Here is a 17578-nt window from a genome sequence, read left to right as displayed (position 1 = left end):
TGCGGCGGAGCTAGTGCGGGATGCCGTCGATGATCTCGCGGGCGCCCTGACGCAGCAGGGCCACGGCGACCGAGGTGCCCAGCGTGGCCGGATCCAGCCGGCCCGCCCACTCGTGGGCGTTCAGCCGCGTCTTGCCGTCCGGCGTGAAGACACAGGCCCGCAGGGAGAGTTCGCCGCCGTGGTCCACGCGCGCGTAGCCGGCGATCGGGCTGTTGCAGTGTCCTTGCAGCACGTGCAGGAACATGCGCTCGGCGGTGGCCTCCCGGAACGTGTCCGGGTCGCCCAGCGCGCTGACCGCGTCGATCAGCTCGGTGTCGCCCTCACGGCACTGGAGCGCGAGGATGCCCGCGCCGATCGGCGGCATCATCGTCTCCGGCGAGAGGATCTCGGTGATCACGTCCTGGCGGCCGATGCGCTCGAGCCCGGCGACCGCCAGCAGCAGCGCGTCCGCCTCACCCGCCGCCAGCTTCGCGAGCCGCCGGTTGGCGTTGCCGCGGAAGGGCACGCACTCCAGATGCGGATGGGTGGCGGCCAGCTGGGCCACGCGGCGCACCGAGGAGGTCCCGATCCGGGTCCCCTCCGGAAGCTCGTCCAGGGTGAGCCCGCCCGGGTGGATCAGGGCGTCCCGGACGTCGTCCCGCTTCAGGAAGGCGGCGAACACGGTGCCCGCCGGGAGCGGCCGGTCGGCGGGCACGTCCTTCACGCAGTGCACCGCGAGATCCGCCTCGCCGGCCAGCAGCGCGGCGTCGACCTCCTTGGTGAACGCGCCCTTGCCCTCGACCTTCGACAGGTCGCCCATCCACTTGTCACCGGTCGTCTTCACCGGCACGACCTCGGTGCGCACACCGGGATACAGGGCGGTCAACTCGCTTCTGACACGCTCCACTTGAGCCAGCGCCATCGGCGAGTCACGGGAGACGATGCGGATCAGTTCCGGGAGGGACATGCGGGACACGATAGACCCTGCGGAGGTCCGGTGTTTGACGCTCAGGGAGTAATGGGTAGGGAGTAGCGCCACTTCTGCTTGGCTCGGGCGCCCAACCGGTCGTAGAACCGGACCGCCCCGTCGTTCCACGTCGGCGTCTGCCACTGCACCTCGCCGAGCCCGAGCGCCCGGGCCTCGGCGGCGACGGCGTCCATCAGCAGTACCCCCAGTCCGAGACCCCGGTGTCCGGGCAGCAGGAACAGGCAGTCCATGTGCAGGTATTCGCGGCCCTCCCAGGTGGAGAGTTCGGGCGCGCAGGTGGCGTAGCCGACGAGTTCGCCGTCCGGGAGTTCGGCGACCAGACAGCGCAGGCGCGGCGCGGGGGTGTCGAAGAGCAGGCCGGCCAGTCTGGCGGGCAGGTCGTCCGGGGGTGGTGTCGCCTGTTCGTACTCCGCGTGCCGGGCGGCGAGTTCGGCGACCCGGGGAAGGTCGGCGCGGTGGGCGTGCCGGACGCGGGGAGTCCCGTTCATCGGACCTCATCCGTGAGGGTGTCCTCGGCCCAGGCGGTGAGACGGTCGGCGAGCGGCCCGGCCCCGTCCAGGACGCGCCGGGCGTACGCGTCCCGTTCGTGCGCGAGTACGGCCGCCTCCCAGACGCAGGGCGAGAGTCCCGCCCGGCCGGGCCGCAGCGCGTCCGGCTCGCCGGCGGGCCCGGTGAAGACCGCCAGGTCCGCCATGTCGCCCTCGATCCAGGTGTGGACCAGCACGTAGTCGCCGTCCCCGCCCGCGTGCACGAGCAGCACGGCGAGTCCCAGCGAGCCCCGCAGCGGGCCGAGCCGGAGATGGCCCGCGGCGATGCGCAGCGCGGCCTCGGTGTCCCGCTCGGCGACCGTGCGCCCGGGCGCCTCCACCGCGTACACCTTCACCAGGTGATCCGCGGCCTCCCTGGTGCCCAAGGGCCGGACGCGACGGGCGTGATGGGAGTCGGCCAGGTCGAGCAGGGCCTCCGCGTCGACGGCCGCGGGCAGTTCCTCGTGAAGATCCATTCGGCCATCATCGGACGCCCTGCTCGGGCGCGTCCACCGTCGCTCGCGTGACGACGGTCGCCGGCCAGGACAGCACCAGCAGCGCCACCGCGGTGAGCAACCCCCCTGCCAGGAACGTGCCGCGGGTCCCGGTCAGCGGCAGCAGCACCCCGCCGAGCAGCGCGCCCGCGGCCACCCCCACGTTGAAGGCCGCCGAGTTGGCCGCGAGAGCCGTCTCGGTGCGCCCCGGCGCGACCAGCAGCACCTGGCTCTGCGTCGCCATGAACGCGGGTGCCACCGAGGCGCCCAGCAGCATCAGCAGCACCACGGTCGCCACCTGGCTGCTCCCGGCCGCGTACAGCCCGACCAGGGCCACGACCTGGCCCGACACCGGGATCACCAGCGTGGCCCGCGGATACCGGTCCAGCAGCGGACCCACCGCCGCGACCCCGGCCAGCCCCGCCGCCCCGAACGCCAGGAGCACGGCGCTCACCGCGTCCCGTCCGAACCCGCTCACCTCGTCCAGGAAGGCGACGAGGTAGGTGAACCCGGTGAACGCCCCCGTCACCGAGAGGGCGGTGGTGGTGAGCACGACCGCGAACCGGCGCCGGTCCGGGGCGGCGCCGTAGGCCGCGTGGCTCTCCCGCGGACGTGAGGTCGGCAGCAGCACGGCCACCGTGACCAGCGAGACGACGGCGAGCGCACCGAGCACCGCGAACGGCACCCGCCAGCCGCTGTGCCCGCCCAGCCAGGTCCCGGCCGGCACCCCGGCCACCGTGGCCAGCGAACCGCCGACCGAGAGCAGTCCGATGATCCGGCCCCGCCGCTCGGGAGGGAACAGCCCGACCGCGACCGGCCCCATCACCGCCCAGAACAGCGCCTGTGCCAGCGCGGTCGCCACCCGGGCGGCCAGCAGCAGACCGTACGACAGGGCGGTGAGCGCGGACAGCCAGCTGGCCAGCGCGAGCACCGCGAGGAGGCCGGACATCAGGTACCGGCGCGGCACCGACCGGGTGACATGGGCCAGCGGCAGCGACCCCACGGCCACCGCCAGGCCGTAGCCGGTGACCAGCGCGCCCACCGCCGTGAGCGAGACCCGCAGGTCGTCCGCCATCAGGGACAGCAGGCCCACCGGCAGGTTCTCGGTGGTGTTGAAGGTGAACGCGGCCAGCATGAGTGCCGCGACGACGGCGGCCCTGCGCCAGGGGACCGGACGTACGCTGCCCATCCAAGTGCCTTCCGGGGGAGGGGAAGAGGGACGGCCAGCGTGCTGCGCGGGACGGCTCGGTCCTACTCTTTCGGTCCAGGACGAATCACTCACGACCGCCGGGGAGGCTGTGGTGGCGCTGACCCTGCGTCTCGGAACGGACGATCTCAGACGGTGCCGGTTCGCGGTCTCACCGCTGTGCCAGACCCACGAGGCGCTGCGCATGCTGCGCCGGTCCGCCCGGCACGGCTACCACCGGGCCTGGCTGCGCCGCGCGGCACCCGCGGTGGCGGGGCTCGACCTGTCGCCGCTGTGGCTGTTCATCCCACCGGTCGGCGGCTACACCCCGGACTTCCTGGGGCCGCCGCCCGAGGAGCCGTATCCCCGCTTCGAGGACGAGCTGGCCCGGGTGCGCGCCACCGACCCCGCCCTCGCCCACGAGGAGATGGCCCGCTCGCTCGCCTGCACCCCGGGCCTCGCCGGGTCGCCGCGGGGCCGGGCCGCCCTCGACGACCCGGCCGGGACCGTACGGCGCCTCGCCGATCTCACCGAGCAGGCCTGGCAGGCGCTGCTCGCCCCGGACTGGGCGCGCCATCGGGCCGTGCTGGAGGCCGACATCGCCCATCGCTCCCGGCAGGTGGCGGACGCCGGCCTCGACGCCCTGTTCGCCGATCTGCACCCGGACGTCGACTGGGCCGACGGCATGCTCACCCTCCCGGTGCGCGGTGACATGACGGACGCCCAACTGGCCGACGGACGGGGCGTGTTGCTCATGCCGAGTGTGTTCGTCTGGCCCGACGTGGTGAGCGGCTTCGCCCGGCCCTGGCAGCCGACGGTCATCTACCCCGCCCGCGGCATGCGCGCCCTGCACTCCGCCGACGTACCGCGCCCGCCGGAGGCACTCGCCCGGCTCCTGGGGCGCGGGCGCGCCGCCCTCCTGGCCGGGCTGACCGACCCGGCCTCGACCACCGACCTGGCCCGTCGCCACGGTCTCGCCCCGTCGACCGTCTCCGCCCATCTGTCGGTGCTGCGCGAGGCGGGCCTGCTCGGCTCGCGGCGGCAGGGCCTCCAGGTGCTGTACGGGCGGACGCCCTTGGGCGACGCGTTGGTGGCAGGCGCCTAGGCCAGCGGCTGGCTCATCTCGACCGAGCGCAGGGCGGCCGCGAGGGCCTGCTCGTCACCGATGTCCACGGCGGTGTCGGTGAGCTTGATGACGTGTTCGTCGCCGTGGGCGAGGGCCCGTTCCACGACCTCCTCGGGCGTGAGCCGCCCCGGCGGGGTGTAGTGGACCGGCGCCGCCGGCGCGTACATCGCCGTGACCGCCGCCGAAGCCGTCCAGGCCGCGTGGAGACTGGGGGCCCACTGGTCCCGGGGGAGCGAATCCAGGGTCCGCAGCACGGCGTTGGGGGCCGTCGCCGCGTGGACGAGCATCGTCGGCTCACCGTGGCCGTGGGTGGCGTAGCGGTGGGTCGCGGCCCGGACGAGTTCGGTGAGCCGCTCCTTGGCTGTGTCCGGGTCGGTGACGTCGTCCGCCCACACGGGCAGCCGGCGCACGGCGGCCAGACGGTCCCGGAACCCCACGTGCCCCGGCTCGATCGCCGGTACGGCGTCCAGGGCCTGCCCGGCGGTCGCCGCACCCGGCAGTGCCACGAGGCCGGTCACGGGCTGGTGCCGCGCGGCCCAGTAACCCAGCGCGTGGGCGAGTTCGGTGCGCCGGGGCGCGTTCTCCTCGGCGGCCAGCGCGCGCACGGCGTGGCCGACCCGGATGACGGTGTGCGTGGCACCGCCGTACAGGCCGGGCAGCAGGCGCGGCCACCACTCGGCGAGGACGTCCTTCCAGGGGCGTTCGGCGAGCGTGCGGGAGAAATGGTCGGTCCAGTCCGCTATCCGACGCGGATCACCCAGCGCCGCACGCCAGTTGTCGTCCGTGACGGGGGCCGTGCGGTCGGGGAAGTCCTCCAGCCTGTCCCGGTACAGGTCCAGCCACCGGTGCACCGAACCGGCCTGTCCGTGCGCGGCGAGCGCCTCGACGACCATGGGTGCGTGGTTGGACAGCCAGCCCTCCCGCTCCGGGCCGGACGCGTGGACGCGTTCCAGGGCCTCGTCCAGGTGTCCGCTGGTGTCGCTCATCTCGGTCGTGTCCATGAACGGGACGCTATGCCGGGGGAGATCGGCGGGGATCGGGCGCGGGACGGAAAGCGGCGGCGCCGGGAGTCCTAGGTCCCGCGCCCGACGGCACCCCAAGGCGCCCGAAGGCACCCGAAGGTGTCCGCGAGCGCCTGAAGGGCGTTGCGGGGGTCAGGCGTTGGGGTCGAAGGAGATCCCCGACGGCTTCGCCGACGTCAGGTGGGCGGCGAAGTTGGCGTCCTTGAGACCGAAGTTGGCGCTGCCGAAGTCGTAGGCGCTCAGCTTGTCGCGGAGGGCCGTCGACGGGTAGCCGTTCCAGCCGACCAGCGGCGGGTACTGCCAGGTGCCCTTGGCGTTCTCCGGCGGCTCGTCGTTCGAGTTGGCCAGCCGGAAGCAGTGCGTGCTGATGCCGTCCTTGTGGTAGACGATCTTCGCGTGCGTGCCGTCGAAACGGACGCCGGAGGCCGCGGTCACCGTGAACGAGCCGTGGTTGGACGTCGACACGTACTGGACCGCGCCGTTCTGCACCCAGATCACGACGTGCTCCCAGTCGTGCCGGTGCCCGCCGATGCTGCTGTTGGCGAGGGCCTGGTCCTTCTCGAAGTACAGGCCGTACATGTAGGCGCACCAGCCGTTGTTGCACTTGTAGCGCGAGTACGTGTTGGTGTTGTTCAGGTCCGAGAGGTCGTGGCAGTCGCCGCTGAGTGAACCCGTGGGGTTGAGGCCGCCGTTGATGGTGCCGTCGGGGCCGATCGCGGGAGAGGAGTAGCAGCCGTCCGTGTCGTAGTCGAAGGCCGGCTGGTAGGTGTACTCGGCGCTCTCGGCGTTGGCGGGCAGCGCCTGCGGCGGGGCGGCGAACGCGGCTGAGGGGAACGCCACCACGAGCGCGGCGGCGCCGGCCAGGCCGGTGAGCCATCTCGTGCGGTGCTTCTTCAACGACGGTGACGACACTGCGTCCTCCTCGTGTCCGGGCGCAGCCCAACGGCTGTGGGTTACTGGGGAGTTCAGCTTCCCGGCTTTTCATGTCCGCGCCAAGAGGTAGAAGGCGTCGCTCCGGTTACGGCCCGCCCAATACTCGGATCATGGAGGGGGCTCCGGGAGGTCGGCGGCGGAGTCCTCCGGGGCGAGATCGGGACGCAGGCGCAGCCAGGAGGGCTGACGCAGCAGCCCGGCCCTGGTACGGGTGCTGTAGCGGACCTCGCCGACCAGCCGGGGCAGCACCCAGTGGGCGCCCGGAGCGGGCGGCACGGGGTCGAACGGGCACACGTCGGTCGCCGCGGCCGCCAGCAGCGCGGCGAGTTCGCTCCGCTCCGCCTCGCTCCAGCCGGTGCCCACGCTGCCCACGAACCGCAGCCGCCCTCCTGCCCGCTGACCCACCAGCACCGCGCCCGGCAGGCCGGTGAGCCGCCCCTTGCCCGGCAGCCAGCCGCCCACCACGACGTCCTCGCTGCGCATGTTGCGGATCTTGACCCAGGCGCGGGAGCGCACCCCGGGTTCGTACACCGAGTCCAACCGCTTGCAGACCAGGCCCTCCAGGCCGTGCTCACGCGTGGCGCGCAGGGCCTGTTCACCGTGGCCGACGAGGGCGACGGGCGTCGACCAGCGAGGTCCGGTGAGCTCCAGCTCCTCCAGCCGTGCCCGCCGCTGCACATAGGGCAAGGCGAGGAGGGAGCGGCGCCCGAGGTGCATCAGGTCGAACAGCACGAGATGCACGGGCGCTTCGGCCGCCCGGCGTGCGGCTCTGCCGGGAGCGTGGGCGAGCCCCATGCGCTGTTGCAGCAACTGGAAGTCTGCACGCCCGTGTTCGTCCAGCGCCAGGATCTCCCCGTCGAGCACGGCCGCGGTGCGCCCGAGCGCGCTGCCCAGCGGCGTGAGTTCGGGGTAGGCGCCGGTGATTTCCTCCCCGGACCGGGCGCGCAGCACCGCGCTGCCGTCCCCGGCGAGATAGACCACGACCCGCTGACCGTCCTGTTTGGTCTCGTAGGCCCACCGGGCGTCCTGTGCGGCGGGCGGCAGGGTGCCGGGCGTGGCCAGCATGGGCGGGATCAACGGGAGGGTCACGGGTGAGTTGTCGACACGGGCGCCGGCCGCCACGCGCTTCGGGTGCGGGGTTCGCCTGAACGGGTGCCGGGTGCCGGGTGCCGGGCGCGGGCGCGGGCCAGGGCTTGGGAGTCGGGGGGTGGGGGTGGTCGGGGGTCGTGACGTCACGGTGGTGGGGGTCGCGATGTCACGGTGGTGGGGGTGACGCCGCGGTGGTCGGGGTCGTGCTGCCGCGGTGGAGGGGGATCGACACGCGGTGGTTGGTGGGGGGACCGTCTCGGCGGTACACACGGGACCGTCACGCGGGGCTAGGCGGGAGCGGTGTGCGGGGGTGGTCGTGGGGAAGGTGGGCGGCGGCAGCGGCGGGCAAGGTGGGCGGCGGCGGTCCTGGGAAGGGTGGGCGGTGCCGGTCGCAGGGGGACGCGTCACGCGGCGGCTGGCGTAGGCGAGTGTCCCGGCGGGCCACGGGCCTCCTGGTGCAGGTCGATGGAGGTGCCGTCCGATCTCGCAGCCGCTGCGGGAGGGCTGCCCCCGCCCTCCGTCGCCCCCGTGCGGCAGACAACCGGCCCCACGGCAGACGGGCGACCCCGCGGCAGCCGGGCGACCCCGCGGCAGACAACCGGCCCCGCGGCCGACGGGCGGCCCCGCGGCCGACGGGCGGCCCCGCGGCAGACGGCCAGCCCCGCGGCCGACGCCCGTCCTGCGGCAGACGGCCGCCCCCAGAGGGTGACGTGGTCGCCGTATGCGTCGGCGGCCCGGTCAGATGATGCCTCCGTTCGCCCGCAGGACCTGCCCGTTGACCCAGTGGCCGGCCGGGCTGACCAGGAACGACACCACGTTGGCGATGTCCTGGGGGGTGCCCAGCCGCTCCAGCGGGGGCTGGGCCGCGAGGCGGGCGACGGTCTCCTCGTCCTTGCCGTCGAGGAAGAGGTCGGTCGCGGTCGGGCCGGGGGCCACGGCGTTGACGGTGACGTCCCGGCCGCGGAGCTCGCGGGCGAGGATCAGGGTCACGGCCTCGACCGCGCCCTTGCTGGCCGCGTAGGCGCCGTAGCCGGGGAAGGCCAGGCCGACGACGGAGCTGGAGAGGTTGACGAGCGCCCCGCCCGGACGCAGCCGGCGCGCGGCCTGCTGGTCGACGACGAAGGTGCCGCGGATGTTGGTGCGGTACAGCGCGTCGAGTTCGGTGAGGTCGAGGTCCGCGATCGGGGACAGGGGCATCCGGCCCGCGGAGTGGACCACCGCGTCGACACCGCCGTAGGTCGCCTCCGCGAGGTCGAACAGGGCGGCGACCTCGGTCTCGTCGGCGACGTCCGCGCGGGCGGCGTACGCGGTGCCGCCCCTCTCCTCGATACTGCGCACGGCCTCGTCGGCCGCGTCCTTGTTGCCCGCATAGCCGACGACGACCGCGAATCCGTCGGCGGCCAGCCGCTCGGCGATCTGCCGTCCGATGCCGCGCGATCCGCCGGTCACGATCGCTACGCGCTGTTCCGTCCCGGGCTGAGTGGTCATGGCTGCATCCTTTGGCGGTCTGTTAGCGCTGCTACGTCTAATTCGTATCGACGATAACACAGAATCGTAGCGCCGGTAACCCCCCGCTCGTATCGCCGCTACGAATGTCGTACGGTGGGGGCATGGATGCGAGGGAAAAGATCCTGGAAGCGGCCACCGAGCTGCTGGCCGGCGCGTCGGCCGCCGATGTCTCCACGCGGGCCGTGTGCGAGCGGGCCGGGGTGGGGGCGCCGATGCTCTACCGGCTCTTCGGCGACAAGGCCGGTCTGCTGGCCGCCGTGGTCGACCGGGGGTTCGAGCGCTACCTCGCGTCCAAGCGCGCGGCGCGGCCGGGTGAGGATCCAGTGGAAGACCTGAGGGACGGCTGGGACAACCACATGCGCTTCGCCCTGGAGCACCCGAGCCACTACCGCCTGATGTACTCACCCGAGCTGACCGTGCCTCCGGCCGCCGCCCAGGAGGCGCACGACCTGCTCCACGGCATCCTCGAGCGCTGCGCGGCCGAGGGACGGCTGACGGTGCCGCCCGCGCTGGCCACCCGGATGATCATGTCGGCGAACGTCGGCGCGGCCCTGTCGATGCTGACCCGGCCCGAGCAGTACACCGACGGGAAGTTCGCGGAGCGGCTGCGCGACGCGGTGCTCGACTCGGTGACCCGGCCCGCCGACACCGCCGTACGGGACGAGGGGCGTCAGGTGTCCGTCGCGGCCGCCACCCTCGCGGCGAGACTCCGGGCCGATCTGCCGCCCACGCTCACCGCGGCGGAGTCGGCCCTGCTCCAGCAGTGGCTGGACAAGCTCTCCGAGAAGTGAGACGGCAGCGGTCCCGGCGGCGGTGGTCCCCAGGCCAGTGCTCCCGGCCTCGGTGCGCCACTGGTCAGCGCTCCCGGCCTCGCTGCACCACTGGTCAGCGCTCCTCCGGCGGCAGCGCCTGCACCAGACCCGACTGGTAGGCCATCACGACGAGCTGGGCGCGGTCGCGGGCGCCCAGTTTGGTCATCGCGCGGTGGACGTGGGTGCGGACGGTCAGGGGGCTGACGAAGAGTTTCTCCGCGATCTCCTCGTTGGAGTGCCCCTCGGCCACCCAGGCCATCACCTCGCGTTCCCGGGTGGTGAGGCCGGTCAGGTCGTCGGCGGCCGCGAGCCGGGTGCCGAGGCCGGGGGCCGAGAGGAAGCGGGTGATCAGGGTGCGGGTGGCCCCGGGGGAGAGCAGGGAGTCGCCGGCCGCCACGGTCCGGATCCCGGCGAGGAGATCCTCGGCGGTGACGTCCTTGCCCAGGAAGCCGCTCGCGCCGGCCCGTAGTGCCTGGGCGACGTACTCGTCGATCTCGAAGGTGGTCAGGATCAGCACCCGGGTGTCCGACAGCTCCGGATCCGCGCAGATCACGGAGGTGGCGGCGAGACCGTCGGTCCCCGGCATCCGGATGTCCATGAGGATCACGTCGGGGCGGTGGACGCGCGCGAGGTCGACCGCCGCGGCGCCGTCGGTGGCCTCGGCGACCACCTCCATGTCGTCGCACGAGTCGATGAGGATCCGGAAGGTGGCCCGCAACAGGGCCTGGTCGTCGGCGAGCAGCACGCGGATGGTCATGGTGTCCGTTCCTGGCGTTCCGGGGCGGTGGGGTTCAGGGGGAGCCGGGGTGCCCCACCTCGTCCGGCGATCGGTTCCGGAGTCGCCCTCGCGGCCGTACGGACATGATCGTCGGCGTGGTGCCGCAGGGGCATGCTCATCGGCTCTCCGGTCGTGTCCTGGAACGGCTCCAGTCTCCCTGACCCCGGCCGACTCGTCGTCGTCTCTCCGTCGGCAGTCACGGCTACTGAGAACGCAGTACGCGCCGGGGTCGCCTCATTCCTGGGCAGGACTCCTTCGTAAGACCTCTGGGTGGGACCGGACGTGCCGGAAACGCCTGATGGCCGCCGGGCGGCGGCCATCAGGGGGAGGAACTCAGTGGCCGAAGGGCGTGCCCGCCGACGTCTCCTCCGCGGCCGGTGCGGGGGCGGCCGCCGTGGTCGCGGCGTGCGGGCGGGGGATGAACGAGGCGATGGCGAAGGCGAGGAGCGCGGCTCCCGCGCCGATCGCCATGACGGTCTTGAAGCCGTTCTCGGACGGCAGCGCGTAGCCGCCGAGATCGATCGTCATCTGCGCCAGGACGACACCGGCGATGGCGCTCGCCGTCGACGTACCGATGGACCGCATGAGCGTGTTGAGGCTGTTCGCGGCCGCCGTCTCCGAGGCGGGCACGGCGCCCATGATGAGCGCGGGCATCGAGCCGTACGTGAACCCGATGCCAGCGCCGATCACGCAGGAGATCAGGACCAGGTGCCAGACCTCGGACATCAGCACGATGTTGAGTCCGTAGCCCGCGGCCACGATCAGCGCGCCGATCATCAGTGTCACCTTGGGGCCCTTGGCCTTGGAGACCGCAGCCGAGACCGGGGCCAGGGCCATCATCACCAGGCCGGACGGGGCCATGACGAGACCGGCGGTCAGCAGGGACTTGCCGAGGCCGTAGCCCGTCTGGGTGGGCAGCTGGAGCAGCTGCGGCAGGACCAGCGACATCGCGAACATAGAGAAACCGATCGCGATCGAGGCGAGGTTGGTGAAGAGCACCTGCCGGCGGGCGGTGGTGCGCAGGTCGACCAGCGGCTGGGCGGTGCGCAGCTCGAAGAAACCCCAGGCCAGCAGGATGATCACGGCTGCGGCGAACAGGCCCAGCGTGGTGCCGCTGGTCCAGCCCCAGTCGGCGCCCTTGGAGATGGCCAGCAGCAGGGAGACCAGTCCCGCGGCCATGCCGACCGCGCCGACCGCGTCGAAGCGGCCGCCGGTGCGCACCCGGGACTCCGGCACGAAGGCCAGGACCAGGACGAGGGCGATCGCGCCCATCGCGGCCGACGCCCAGAACAGGACGTGCCAGTCGAAGTTGTCCGCGATCAGCGCCGCGGTCGGCAGCCCCAGGGCGCCGCCGACGCCCAGGGAGGCGCTCATCAGCGCGGTGGCCCCGGCCAGGCGCTCGGCGGGCAGTTCGTCGCGCATGATGCTGATGCCGAGCGGGATGACACCGGAGGACAGGCCCTGCAGGGCACGGCCGACGATCATCGGGACCAGGGCGTCGCTGAGTCCGCAGACCACCGAACCGACGACCAGCATCACGCCGCTGACCAGCAGCATCCGGCGCTTGCCGAACATGTCGCCGAGCCGGCCGACGACCGGGGTGGCCACGGCCGCGGCGAGCAGCGTCGCCGTGACCGCCCACGCGGTGTCCGAGGCCGGCGCGTCGAGCAGCTTGGGCAGCTCCGGCACGATCGGGATCACCAGGGTCTGCATCAGCGAGACGACGATTCCGGCGAAGGCCAGCACGGCCACCACGGCGCCCGGCCGCGGTGGGGTCTCAGCACCCGCGTCGGCGGATCTGGCGGGAGCGTCGGACATGAAAGAGCCTCCAGGGCAGGGGAACAGGCCGAGGACTCGGCCAAAGTTAAGTCAGGTGCTTGACTTAGCTTACTGGGCCCGGAGAGCGCCCACCGGGCCCGGTCGGCCTGATCATGCGGCGAGGGTCGGACACCGTAGGCTTCCGGCACTGGAGCTCGCCGCGCCGTCGGCGGACCTCGGGCGGCTCGAGGGGCTGGCCGTCGGAGGGTTCAGCGAAGTCCCGGTGCGGTGGTGAGCATGGCGGGCAGGACGGTACGCGAGGAACAGGTCAGCGCCACCAGGGAGCTGATCCTGACCGCCGCGGAGCGCCTCTTCGCCGAGCGCGGGGTCCTCGCGGTGTCCAACCGCCAGGTCAGCGAGGCCGCGGGACAGGGCAACAACGCCGCGGTCGGCTACCACTTCGGTACCAAGGCCGACCTGGTCCGGGCGATCGCCCGCAAGCACCACGTCCGCATCGAGGAGATCCGGGCCCGGCTGCTGGCCGAGGCCGGCGACTCCACCGACGTACGCGACTGGGTGGACTGCCTGGTCCGGCCCGTGCCCGAGCATCTGGCCGCGCTGGGCAGCCCCACCTGGTTCGCCCGGTTCTGCGCACAGGTCATGACCGACCCGGTGCTCCAGCAGATCATGGTCGAGGAGTCCATGACCTCGCCTTCGTTGCAGAAGATCGTCGAGGGGCTGAACCGCTGTCTGCCCGAACTGCCCGCCGAGGTCCGTGCCGAGCGCGGCGAGATGGCCCGCCATCTGATCGTGCACATGGCCGCCGACCGCGAACGGGCCCTCGCGGAGAACACCCCGACCCCCCGCGCCAACTGGCACGACGCGGCCACCGGCCTCGGTGACGTCGTGGTCGCCATGTGGACGGCCCCGGTCACCCCGACCGGACGGCAGGGACCTGTTACTTGAGTTAGGCAAGGAGAGGGTTAGGGTGGGGGAGCGCCGTCCCCCACGAAACGGTCCCCGCATGCATGGCAGTTCCAGCGAGAGACCGGCACTCGCCCGCGGTGCCGGTCAGCGCCTCCTGATCGTCGCGGGCACCTCGGATGTCGCCGAAGTGCTCTCCACCACACTGGAGTTGGCGGGCTACCGGATCGTCGCCGTCGCGGCTGCCGTCGACGGCCTGGCGCGGCTGGCCCGGGAACGCTTCGACCTCGTGGTCGTCGACGCCACCCTGCCGGACGTGGCGGAACTGGGCCGGGTCCGGCCGACGTTGGCCCGCCGCCCACCGGTGCTCCTGCTGGTCGACTACGCGTCACTGGACCGGATCGTGCCCGAACTGGGCCTGGGGGAGCGGGACTACGTCACCAAGCCGTTCCGGGTGGCCGACCTCCTGGCCAGAGTGAAGATCCTGCTGCGCGGCACCGGGGCCGGTCCGGCCCGAGGAGACGGACTGGCCTATGACGACCTCGTCCTGGACGACGCCCGGTGCGAGGCCCGGCGCGGGACCCGCCTGCTCGACCTCACCCCCGCCGAGTACCGGCTGCTGCGCCACCTCCTGGTCAACGCCCACCGCGTGCTGTCCAAGGAGCAGATCGGCCGGTACGTCTGGGGAGACCACCGCGGCGACAACGCGATCGAGCAACTCGTGTCCCGGCTGCGGCGCAAGGTGGACCAGGACCCGCCCGGGCTGATCCACACCCGCCGCGGCTTCGGGTACTGGCTGGGGCGCGTCGACGGGGAGGCGTGACAGGCGGAGGCGTGACAGGCGGAGGCCTAAGGGCAGGCCTGCAAACACGGCAACCGTCACCCCGTGCGTGGCACCTTTTCGCGTACAAGTCCCCAGATGTGTATGCCCAGTTGACGTATGTGACCTGCGTCACGTCAGCTTCGCGTCAGGCTTCCGGCGGCCAGGTGTCAGCCCCCTCTGTTTGCATGTGCTCATCGAGGCCTCGACCACTTCGCCCCGGCGCTCCGCCCCTTGGGCGAAGCCCCCCACCACCGAGGAGAACCATGGCCGACACCCTGGCCGGTGCCGCGGACACCGTCCCCGAGTTCCCCATGCCACGTGCCGCCCGCTGTCCCTTCGACCCGCCCCCCGCCCTGAAGGAACTCCAGGAGAAGGGGCCGCTCACCAAGGTGCGCCTGTGGGACGGCAGCGAGCCCTGGCTCGTCACCCGCTACGCCGAACAGCGACAACTGCTCGGCGACCCCCGGGTCAGCGCCGACACCGACCGGCCCGGCTACCCCACCAAGGCGAGCCCCGAGGCCGGCGAGGGCAAGCTCAGCTTCATCATGATGGACGACCCCGAACACGCCCGGCTGCGCCGGATGGTGACGGCCCCCTTCGCCATCAGGAGGATCGAGGCCCTCCGGCCCGCCGTGCAGCGGATCGTCGACGGGCTGATCGACGACATGCTGGCCGGTCCCGCTCCGGTCGACCTGGTCGAGGCGTTCGCCCTGCCCCTGCCCTCCCTGGTCATCTGCGAACTGCTCGGCGTCCCCTACGACGACCACGAGGTCTTCCAGGGCAACACCAAGACGATGGTCCGCCGGGACGCCACCCCCGAACAGCGGGGCGCGGCGAGCCGGGAGATCGCCGCGTATCTGGCCGCGCTGATCGGCAAGAGGCTCGCCGACCCCCGGGACGACCTCCTGTCGAGCATCGCCGAGCGCATCACCGCCGGTGAGATCGACCACCGCGAGGCCACCGAGATGGCGTTGCTGATGCTGGTCGCCGGCCACGAGACCACCGCCAACATGATCGCCCTCGGCACCGCCGCCCTGCTGCAACACCCGGACCAGCTGGCCCTGTTGCGCGACAGCGACGACCCGAAGTTCGTCGCTTCCGCGGTCGACGAACTGCTGCGCTACCTCAACATCACCCACCTGGGGCGCCGGCGCGCGGTCACCGAGGACATCGAGATCGCCGGCCAGGTCATCAAGGCCGGCGAGGGCGTGATCATGGTCAACGAGATCGCCAACCGCGACCCCGAGGTGTTCGAGGACCCCGACCGACTCGACCTCACCCGCGACGCCCGCCGCCACATCGCCTTCAGCTTCGGCGTCCACCAGTGCCTGGGCCAGCCCCTCGCCCGGATGGAGCTCCAGGTGGTCTACGGCACCCTCTACAGGCGCATCCCGACCCTGCGGCTCGCCTGCGCCCTGGAGGACGTGAAGTTCAAGCACGACGCGTTCATCTACGGCGTCCACGAGCTGCCGGTGACCTGGTGACGGCTCCCCGTCCCGCGGACGAACGCGCGGACAAGCCTATGCGCGAACCCGCGGACGAGCCTGCGGACGAACCCGCGAACAAGCAACCAGAACAAGGCGATTGAGCAAGGGGAATCCCATGAAGGTGGAGCTGGAAGCCGACAAGTGCGTCGCCTCGGGGCAGTGCGTGGTCGCGGCCATGGAGGTCTTCGACCAGGACGACGACGGCATCGCGATCCTGCTGACCGACGAGGTCGGCCCCGAACTCGTCGACGAGGTACAGGAAGCGGCGGCGGTCTGTCCGGCCGCGGCGATCCGGCTGGTCCGGCCGTGAGGCGGATCGCCGTCGTCGGAGCCTCGGCAGCCGGACTGGCGGCGGCCGAGACACTGCGGCGTGAGGGTTACGACGGCACCCTCACCCTCGTCGGCGACGAGCCCGAACCGCCCTACGACCGGCCGCCGTTGTCCAAGCAGGTCCTGGCCGCGGAGTGGGAGCCCGACCGGCTCGCCCTGCGCACCCCAGCCGACCTGGCCGCCCTCGACCTGGACCTGCGGCTCGGTGTCGCGGCGACGGGCCTCGACCTCGTCGACCGCGCGGTGCGGCTGGCGGACGGCTCCGAGGTGCCGTACGACGGACTGGTCGTCGCCACCGGGGTCCGGCCGCGCCGCCTGCCCGGGGAGGGCGCGCATGTGCTGCGCACCCTCGGCGACGCGCTCACGCTCCGCGAGCGGTTGTCCCCGGGGCGGCGGCTGGTCGTGGTGGGCGCCGGTTTCCTCGGTGCGGAGGCCGCTGCGGTGGCCTGGCGTCTCGGTGCCGAGGTGACCGTCCTCGAGCCGGCCGCCGTACCGCTGGCCCACGCGGTCGGCGCGGACGTCGGGCGGATGCTGGCCCGGGCCCATGCCGAGCGGGGCGTCGACCTGCGCTGCGGCGTCACGGTCTCGGGGGTGACGGGGGAGGGGGTCCGGCTGGCCGACGGCGAGGAGATCGAGGCGGACGAGGTGCTCGTGGCCGTCGGCTCGCTGCCCAACACCGACTGGCTCGACGGCAGCGGGCTGGCGATCGGCGACGGGGTGCTGTGCGACGAGTACTGCGAGGCCGCCGAGAACGTGTACGCGGCCGGTGACGTGGCCCGCTGGTACAACCCGCTGTTCGGTACCTCGATGCGGATCGAGCACCGCACCAACGCGGCCGAGCAGGGCATGGCCGCCGCCCGCAACCTGCTCGCCGCCCGGGAGGCGCGCAAGGCGTTCACGCCGGTGCCGTACTTCTGGTCCGACCAGTACGACATGAAGGTCCAGGCGTACGGCTACCTGCGCGGGCACGACGAAGTCGCCGTCGTGGAGGGCGACTTGGCGGAGCGCCGGTTCGTCGCCGCGTACCGGAGCGGGGACCGGGTCGGCGGTGCCCTCGCGGTGGGCATGGCGCCCAAGGCGATCCGGCAGTGGCGGCAGGCCATCGTGACCGGCGCGAGCTGGCACGAGGCCGTGCGGAGCGGGGTCTGAGAGCGGCGGGTGACGGCGGGGGACGGCGGAGCCGAGGGGGCCGGCGCCCCCCCCGCCGCCCTTGTCCCGTCGTACCTCCGCCGTACTCCCGCTCAACGCTCGCCGTAGATTACTTGAGTTACGCAACAAGATGGTAAACTGGCGTGCATGCCCTCACAGCCGCTCCCCGACACCCCCGCGTCCCCGGAAGTCATCGAGATCGAGCGGGCGCTCACCCGCGTCACCTACCTGAGCACCCGCGCCCGGCAGCACGACCGGCTGGTGTCCCTGGCCGAGGTGCCGCTGGACCGCGCCGCCGTGGCCCTGCTGCGGCAGGTCGCGGACACCGAGCCGATGCGTCCCGGGGAGCTGGCCAACCGGCTGGGCGTGGAGGCATCCCACGTCACCCGGACCGTCCAGCAGCTCCAGAAGTCGGGCTACGTCACCCGTGTCCCCGACCCCGACGACCGGCGCGCCCAGCGCATCCAGCTCACCGAAACCGGGCAGCAGGCCATCGACCGCATCCGGGACGTCGGGGCCCGCGGCATGCAGCTGGCCCTGGCCGACTGGTCGCCCGAGGAGCTGCGGCAGCTGGCCGGTCTCTTCCACCGGATGGTCGACGACTTCCTCTCCTACTCCTTCGACGACGAGAACGAGGAGCCGGCGCCGGCCGGAACCGCCTGAG

The 17578-nt window shown here is 72.7% G+C and carries 18 protein-coding genes; 8 read left to right on the top strand and 10 right to left on the bottom strand.

Going from position 1 to position 17578, the window contains the following annotated elements; all coding sequences use genetic code 11:
• Positions 1 to 10: 10 nt before the first annotated feature.
• The 4 genes from hemC to AC2XR2_RS02180 are packed head-to-tail and all read right to left on the bottom strand — an operon-like array spanning position 11 to position 3177.
• Entirely contained in the window at positions 11 to 946 is a 936-nt protein-coding gene (gene hemC, locus AC2XR2_RS02195; RefSeq protein WP_330269083.1) for a hydroxymethylbilane synthase, read from the bottom strand.
• A gap of 41 nt (positions 947 to 987) precedes the next feature.
• Positions 988 to 1455, bottom strand: a complete 468-nt coding sequence (locus tag AC2XR2_RS02190) for a GNAT family N-acetyltransferase (RefSeq protein WP_491514071.1) — start codon at positions 1453 to 1455, stop codon at positions 988 to 990.
• Positions 1452 to 1970, bottom strand: a complete 519-nt coding sequence (locus tag AC2XR2_RS02185) for a hypothetical protein (protein WP_491514070.1) — start codon at positions 1968 to 1970, stop codon at positions 1452 to 1454. The genes AC2XR2_RS02190 and AC2XR2_RS02185 overlap by 4 nt, the downstream gene beginning before the upstream one ends.
• 7 nt (positions 1971 to 1977) lie before the next feature.
• Complete coding sequence (locus AC2XR2_RS02180) at positions 1978 to 3177, bottom strand: MFS transporter (protein ID WP_491514069.1); 1200 nt, start codon at positions 3175 to 3177, stop codon at positions 1978 to 1980.
• A gap of 112 nt (positions 3178 to 3289) precedes the next feature.
• On the opposite strand from AC2XR2_RS02180, the gene AC2XR2_RS02175 reads away from it, so the two are divergent.
• Complete coding sequence (locus AC2XR2_RS02175; protein WP_381302378.1) at positions 3290 to 4279, top strand: ArsR/SmtB family transcription factor; 990 nt, start codon at positions 3290 to 3292, stop codon at positions 4277 to 4279.
• Here the strand turns inward: AC2XR2_RS02175 and AC2XR2_RS02170 are convergent.
• The 4 genes from AC2XR2_RS02170 to AC2XR2_RS02155 form a co-directional block, all read right to left on the bottom strand.
• Positions 4276 to 5301, bottom strand: coding sequence for a questin oxidase family protein (locus AC2XR2_RS02170; protein ID WP_491514068.1), 1026 nt, complete (start codon positions 5299 to 5301; stop codon positions 4276 to 4278). The two genes, AC2XR2_RS02175 and AC2XR2_RS02170, sit on opposite strands and share 4 nt — an antisense overlap.
• A 153-nt stretch (positions 5302 to 5454) precedes the next feature.
• On the bottom strand, positions 5455 to 6234 hold the full coding sequence (locus tag AC2XR2_RS02165; RefSeq protein WP_381302375.1) for an NPP1 family protein: 780 nt from the start codon (positions 6232 to 6234) through the stop codon (positions 5455 to 5457).
• Between the two features lie 129 nt (positions 6235 to 6363).
• Positions 6364 to 7344 carry an ATP-dependent DNA ligase gene (locus AC2XR2_RS02160; protein ID WP_491514067.1) on the bottom strand — a complete coding sequence of 327 codons (981 nt, stop codon included), beginning with the start codon at positions 7342 to 7344 and terminating at the stop codon, positions 6364 to 6366.
• 738 nt (positions 7345 to 8082) lie between these two features.
• Positions 8083 to 8832, bottom strand: coding sequence for an SDR family oxidoreductase (locus AC2XR2_RS02155; protein ID WP_391197055.1), 750 nt, complete (start codon positions 8830 to 8832; stop codon positions 8083 to 8085).
• 122 nt (positions 8833 to 8954) lie between these two features.
• Here AC2XR2_RS02155 and AC2XR2_RS02150 point away from each other — a divergent pair, with 122 nt between their 5' ends.
• Positions 8955 to 9644 (top strand): TetR/AcrR family transcriptional regulator, encoded by a 690-nt coding sequence (locus AC2XR2_RS02150; RefSeq protein ID WP_381302372.1) that lies wholly within the window; start codon positions 8955 to 8957, stop codon positions 9642 to 9644.
• Positions 9645 to 9738: 94 nt separating this feature from the next.
• Here the strand turns inward: AC2XR2_RS02150 and AC2XR2_RS02145 are convergent, their stop codons facing one another.
• Complete coding sequence (locus AC2XR2_RS02145) at positions 9739 to 10422, bottom strand: response regulator transcription factor (protein WP_330269093.1); 684 nt, start codon at positions 10420 to 10422, stop codon at positions 9739 to 9741.
• A gap of 354 nt (positions 10423 to 10776) precedes the next feature.
• Positions 10777 to 12261, bottom strand: a complete 1485-nt coding sequence (locus AC2XR2_RS02140; protein WP_381302370.1) for an MFS transporter — start codon at positions 12259 to 12261, stop codon at positions 10777 to 10779.
• A 237-nt stretch (positions 12262 to 12498) separates the two neighbouring features.
• Here AC2XR2_RS02140 and AC2XR2_RS02135 point away from each other — a divergent pair, with 237 nt between their 5' ends.
• From AC2XR2_RS02135 to AC2XR2_RS02110, 6 genes are all read left to right on the top strand, one after another.
• Entirely contained in the window at positions 12499 to 13167 is a 669-nt protein-coding gene (locus AC2XR2_RS02135) for a TetR/AcrR family transcriptional regulator (RefSeq protein WP_381302369.1), read from the top strand.
• 58 nt (positions 13168 to 13225) lie between these two features.
• Positions 13226 to 13948 carry a response regulator transcription factor gene (locus tag AC2XR2_RS02130; protein ID WP_449352289.1) on the top strand — a complete coding sequence of 241 codons (723 nt, stop codon included), beginning with the start codon at positions 13226 to 13228 and terminating at the stop codon, positions 13946 to 13948.
• A 263-nt stretch (positions 13949 to 14211) separates the two neighbouring features.
• Positions 14212 to 15432 carry a cytochrome P450 gene (locus AC2XR2_RS02125; RefSeq protein WP_491514066.1) on the top strand — a complete coding sequence of 407 codons (1221 nt, stop codon included), beginning with the start codon at positions 14212 to 14214 and terminating at the stop codon, positions 15430 to 15432.
• Positions 15433 to 15550: 118 nt separating this feature from the next.
• Positions 15551 to 15745: a ferredoxin gene (locus AC2XR2_RS02120; RefSeq protein WP_356459322.1), complete on the top strand. Its 195-nt coding sequence runs from the start codon at positions 15551 to 15553 to the stop codon at positions 15743 to 15745.
• The gene (locus AC2XR2_RS02115) at positions 15742 to 16914 is read left to right on the top strand and encodes an NAD(P)/FAD-dependent oxidoreductase (protein ID WP_491514065.1); all 1173 of its coding nucleotides are present in this window, start codon (positions 15742 to 15744) and stop codon (positions 16912 to 16914) included. Before AC2XR2_RS02120 ends, AC2XR2_RS02115 begins: the two co-directional genes overlap by 4 nt.
• 147 nt (positions 16915 to 17061) lie before the next feature.
• Positions 17062 to 17577, top strand: a complete 516-nt coding sequence (locus tag AC2XR2_RS02110; protein ID WP_491514064.1) for a MarR family winged helix-turn-helix transcriptional regulator — start codon at positions 17062 to 17064, stop codon at positions 17575 to 17577.
• The last annotated feature ends 1 nt before the right edge of the window (position 17578 follow it).

It is taken from the genome of Streptomyces sp. LS-MS-L19 (assembly GCF_058382285.1).
The sequence above is the reverse complement of the archived record's forward strand: the minus strand, read 5'-3'. Positions and strand labels throughout refer to the sequence as shown.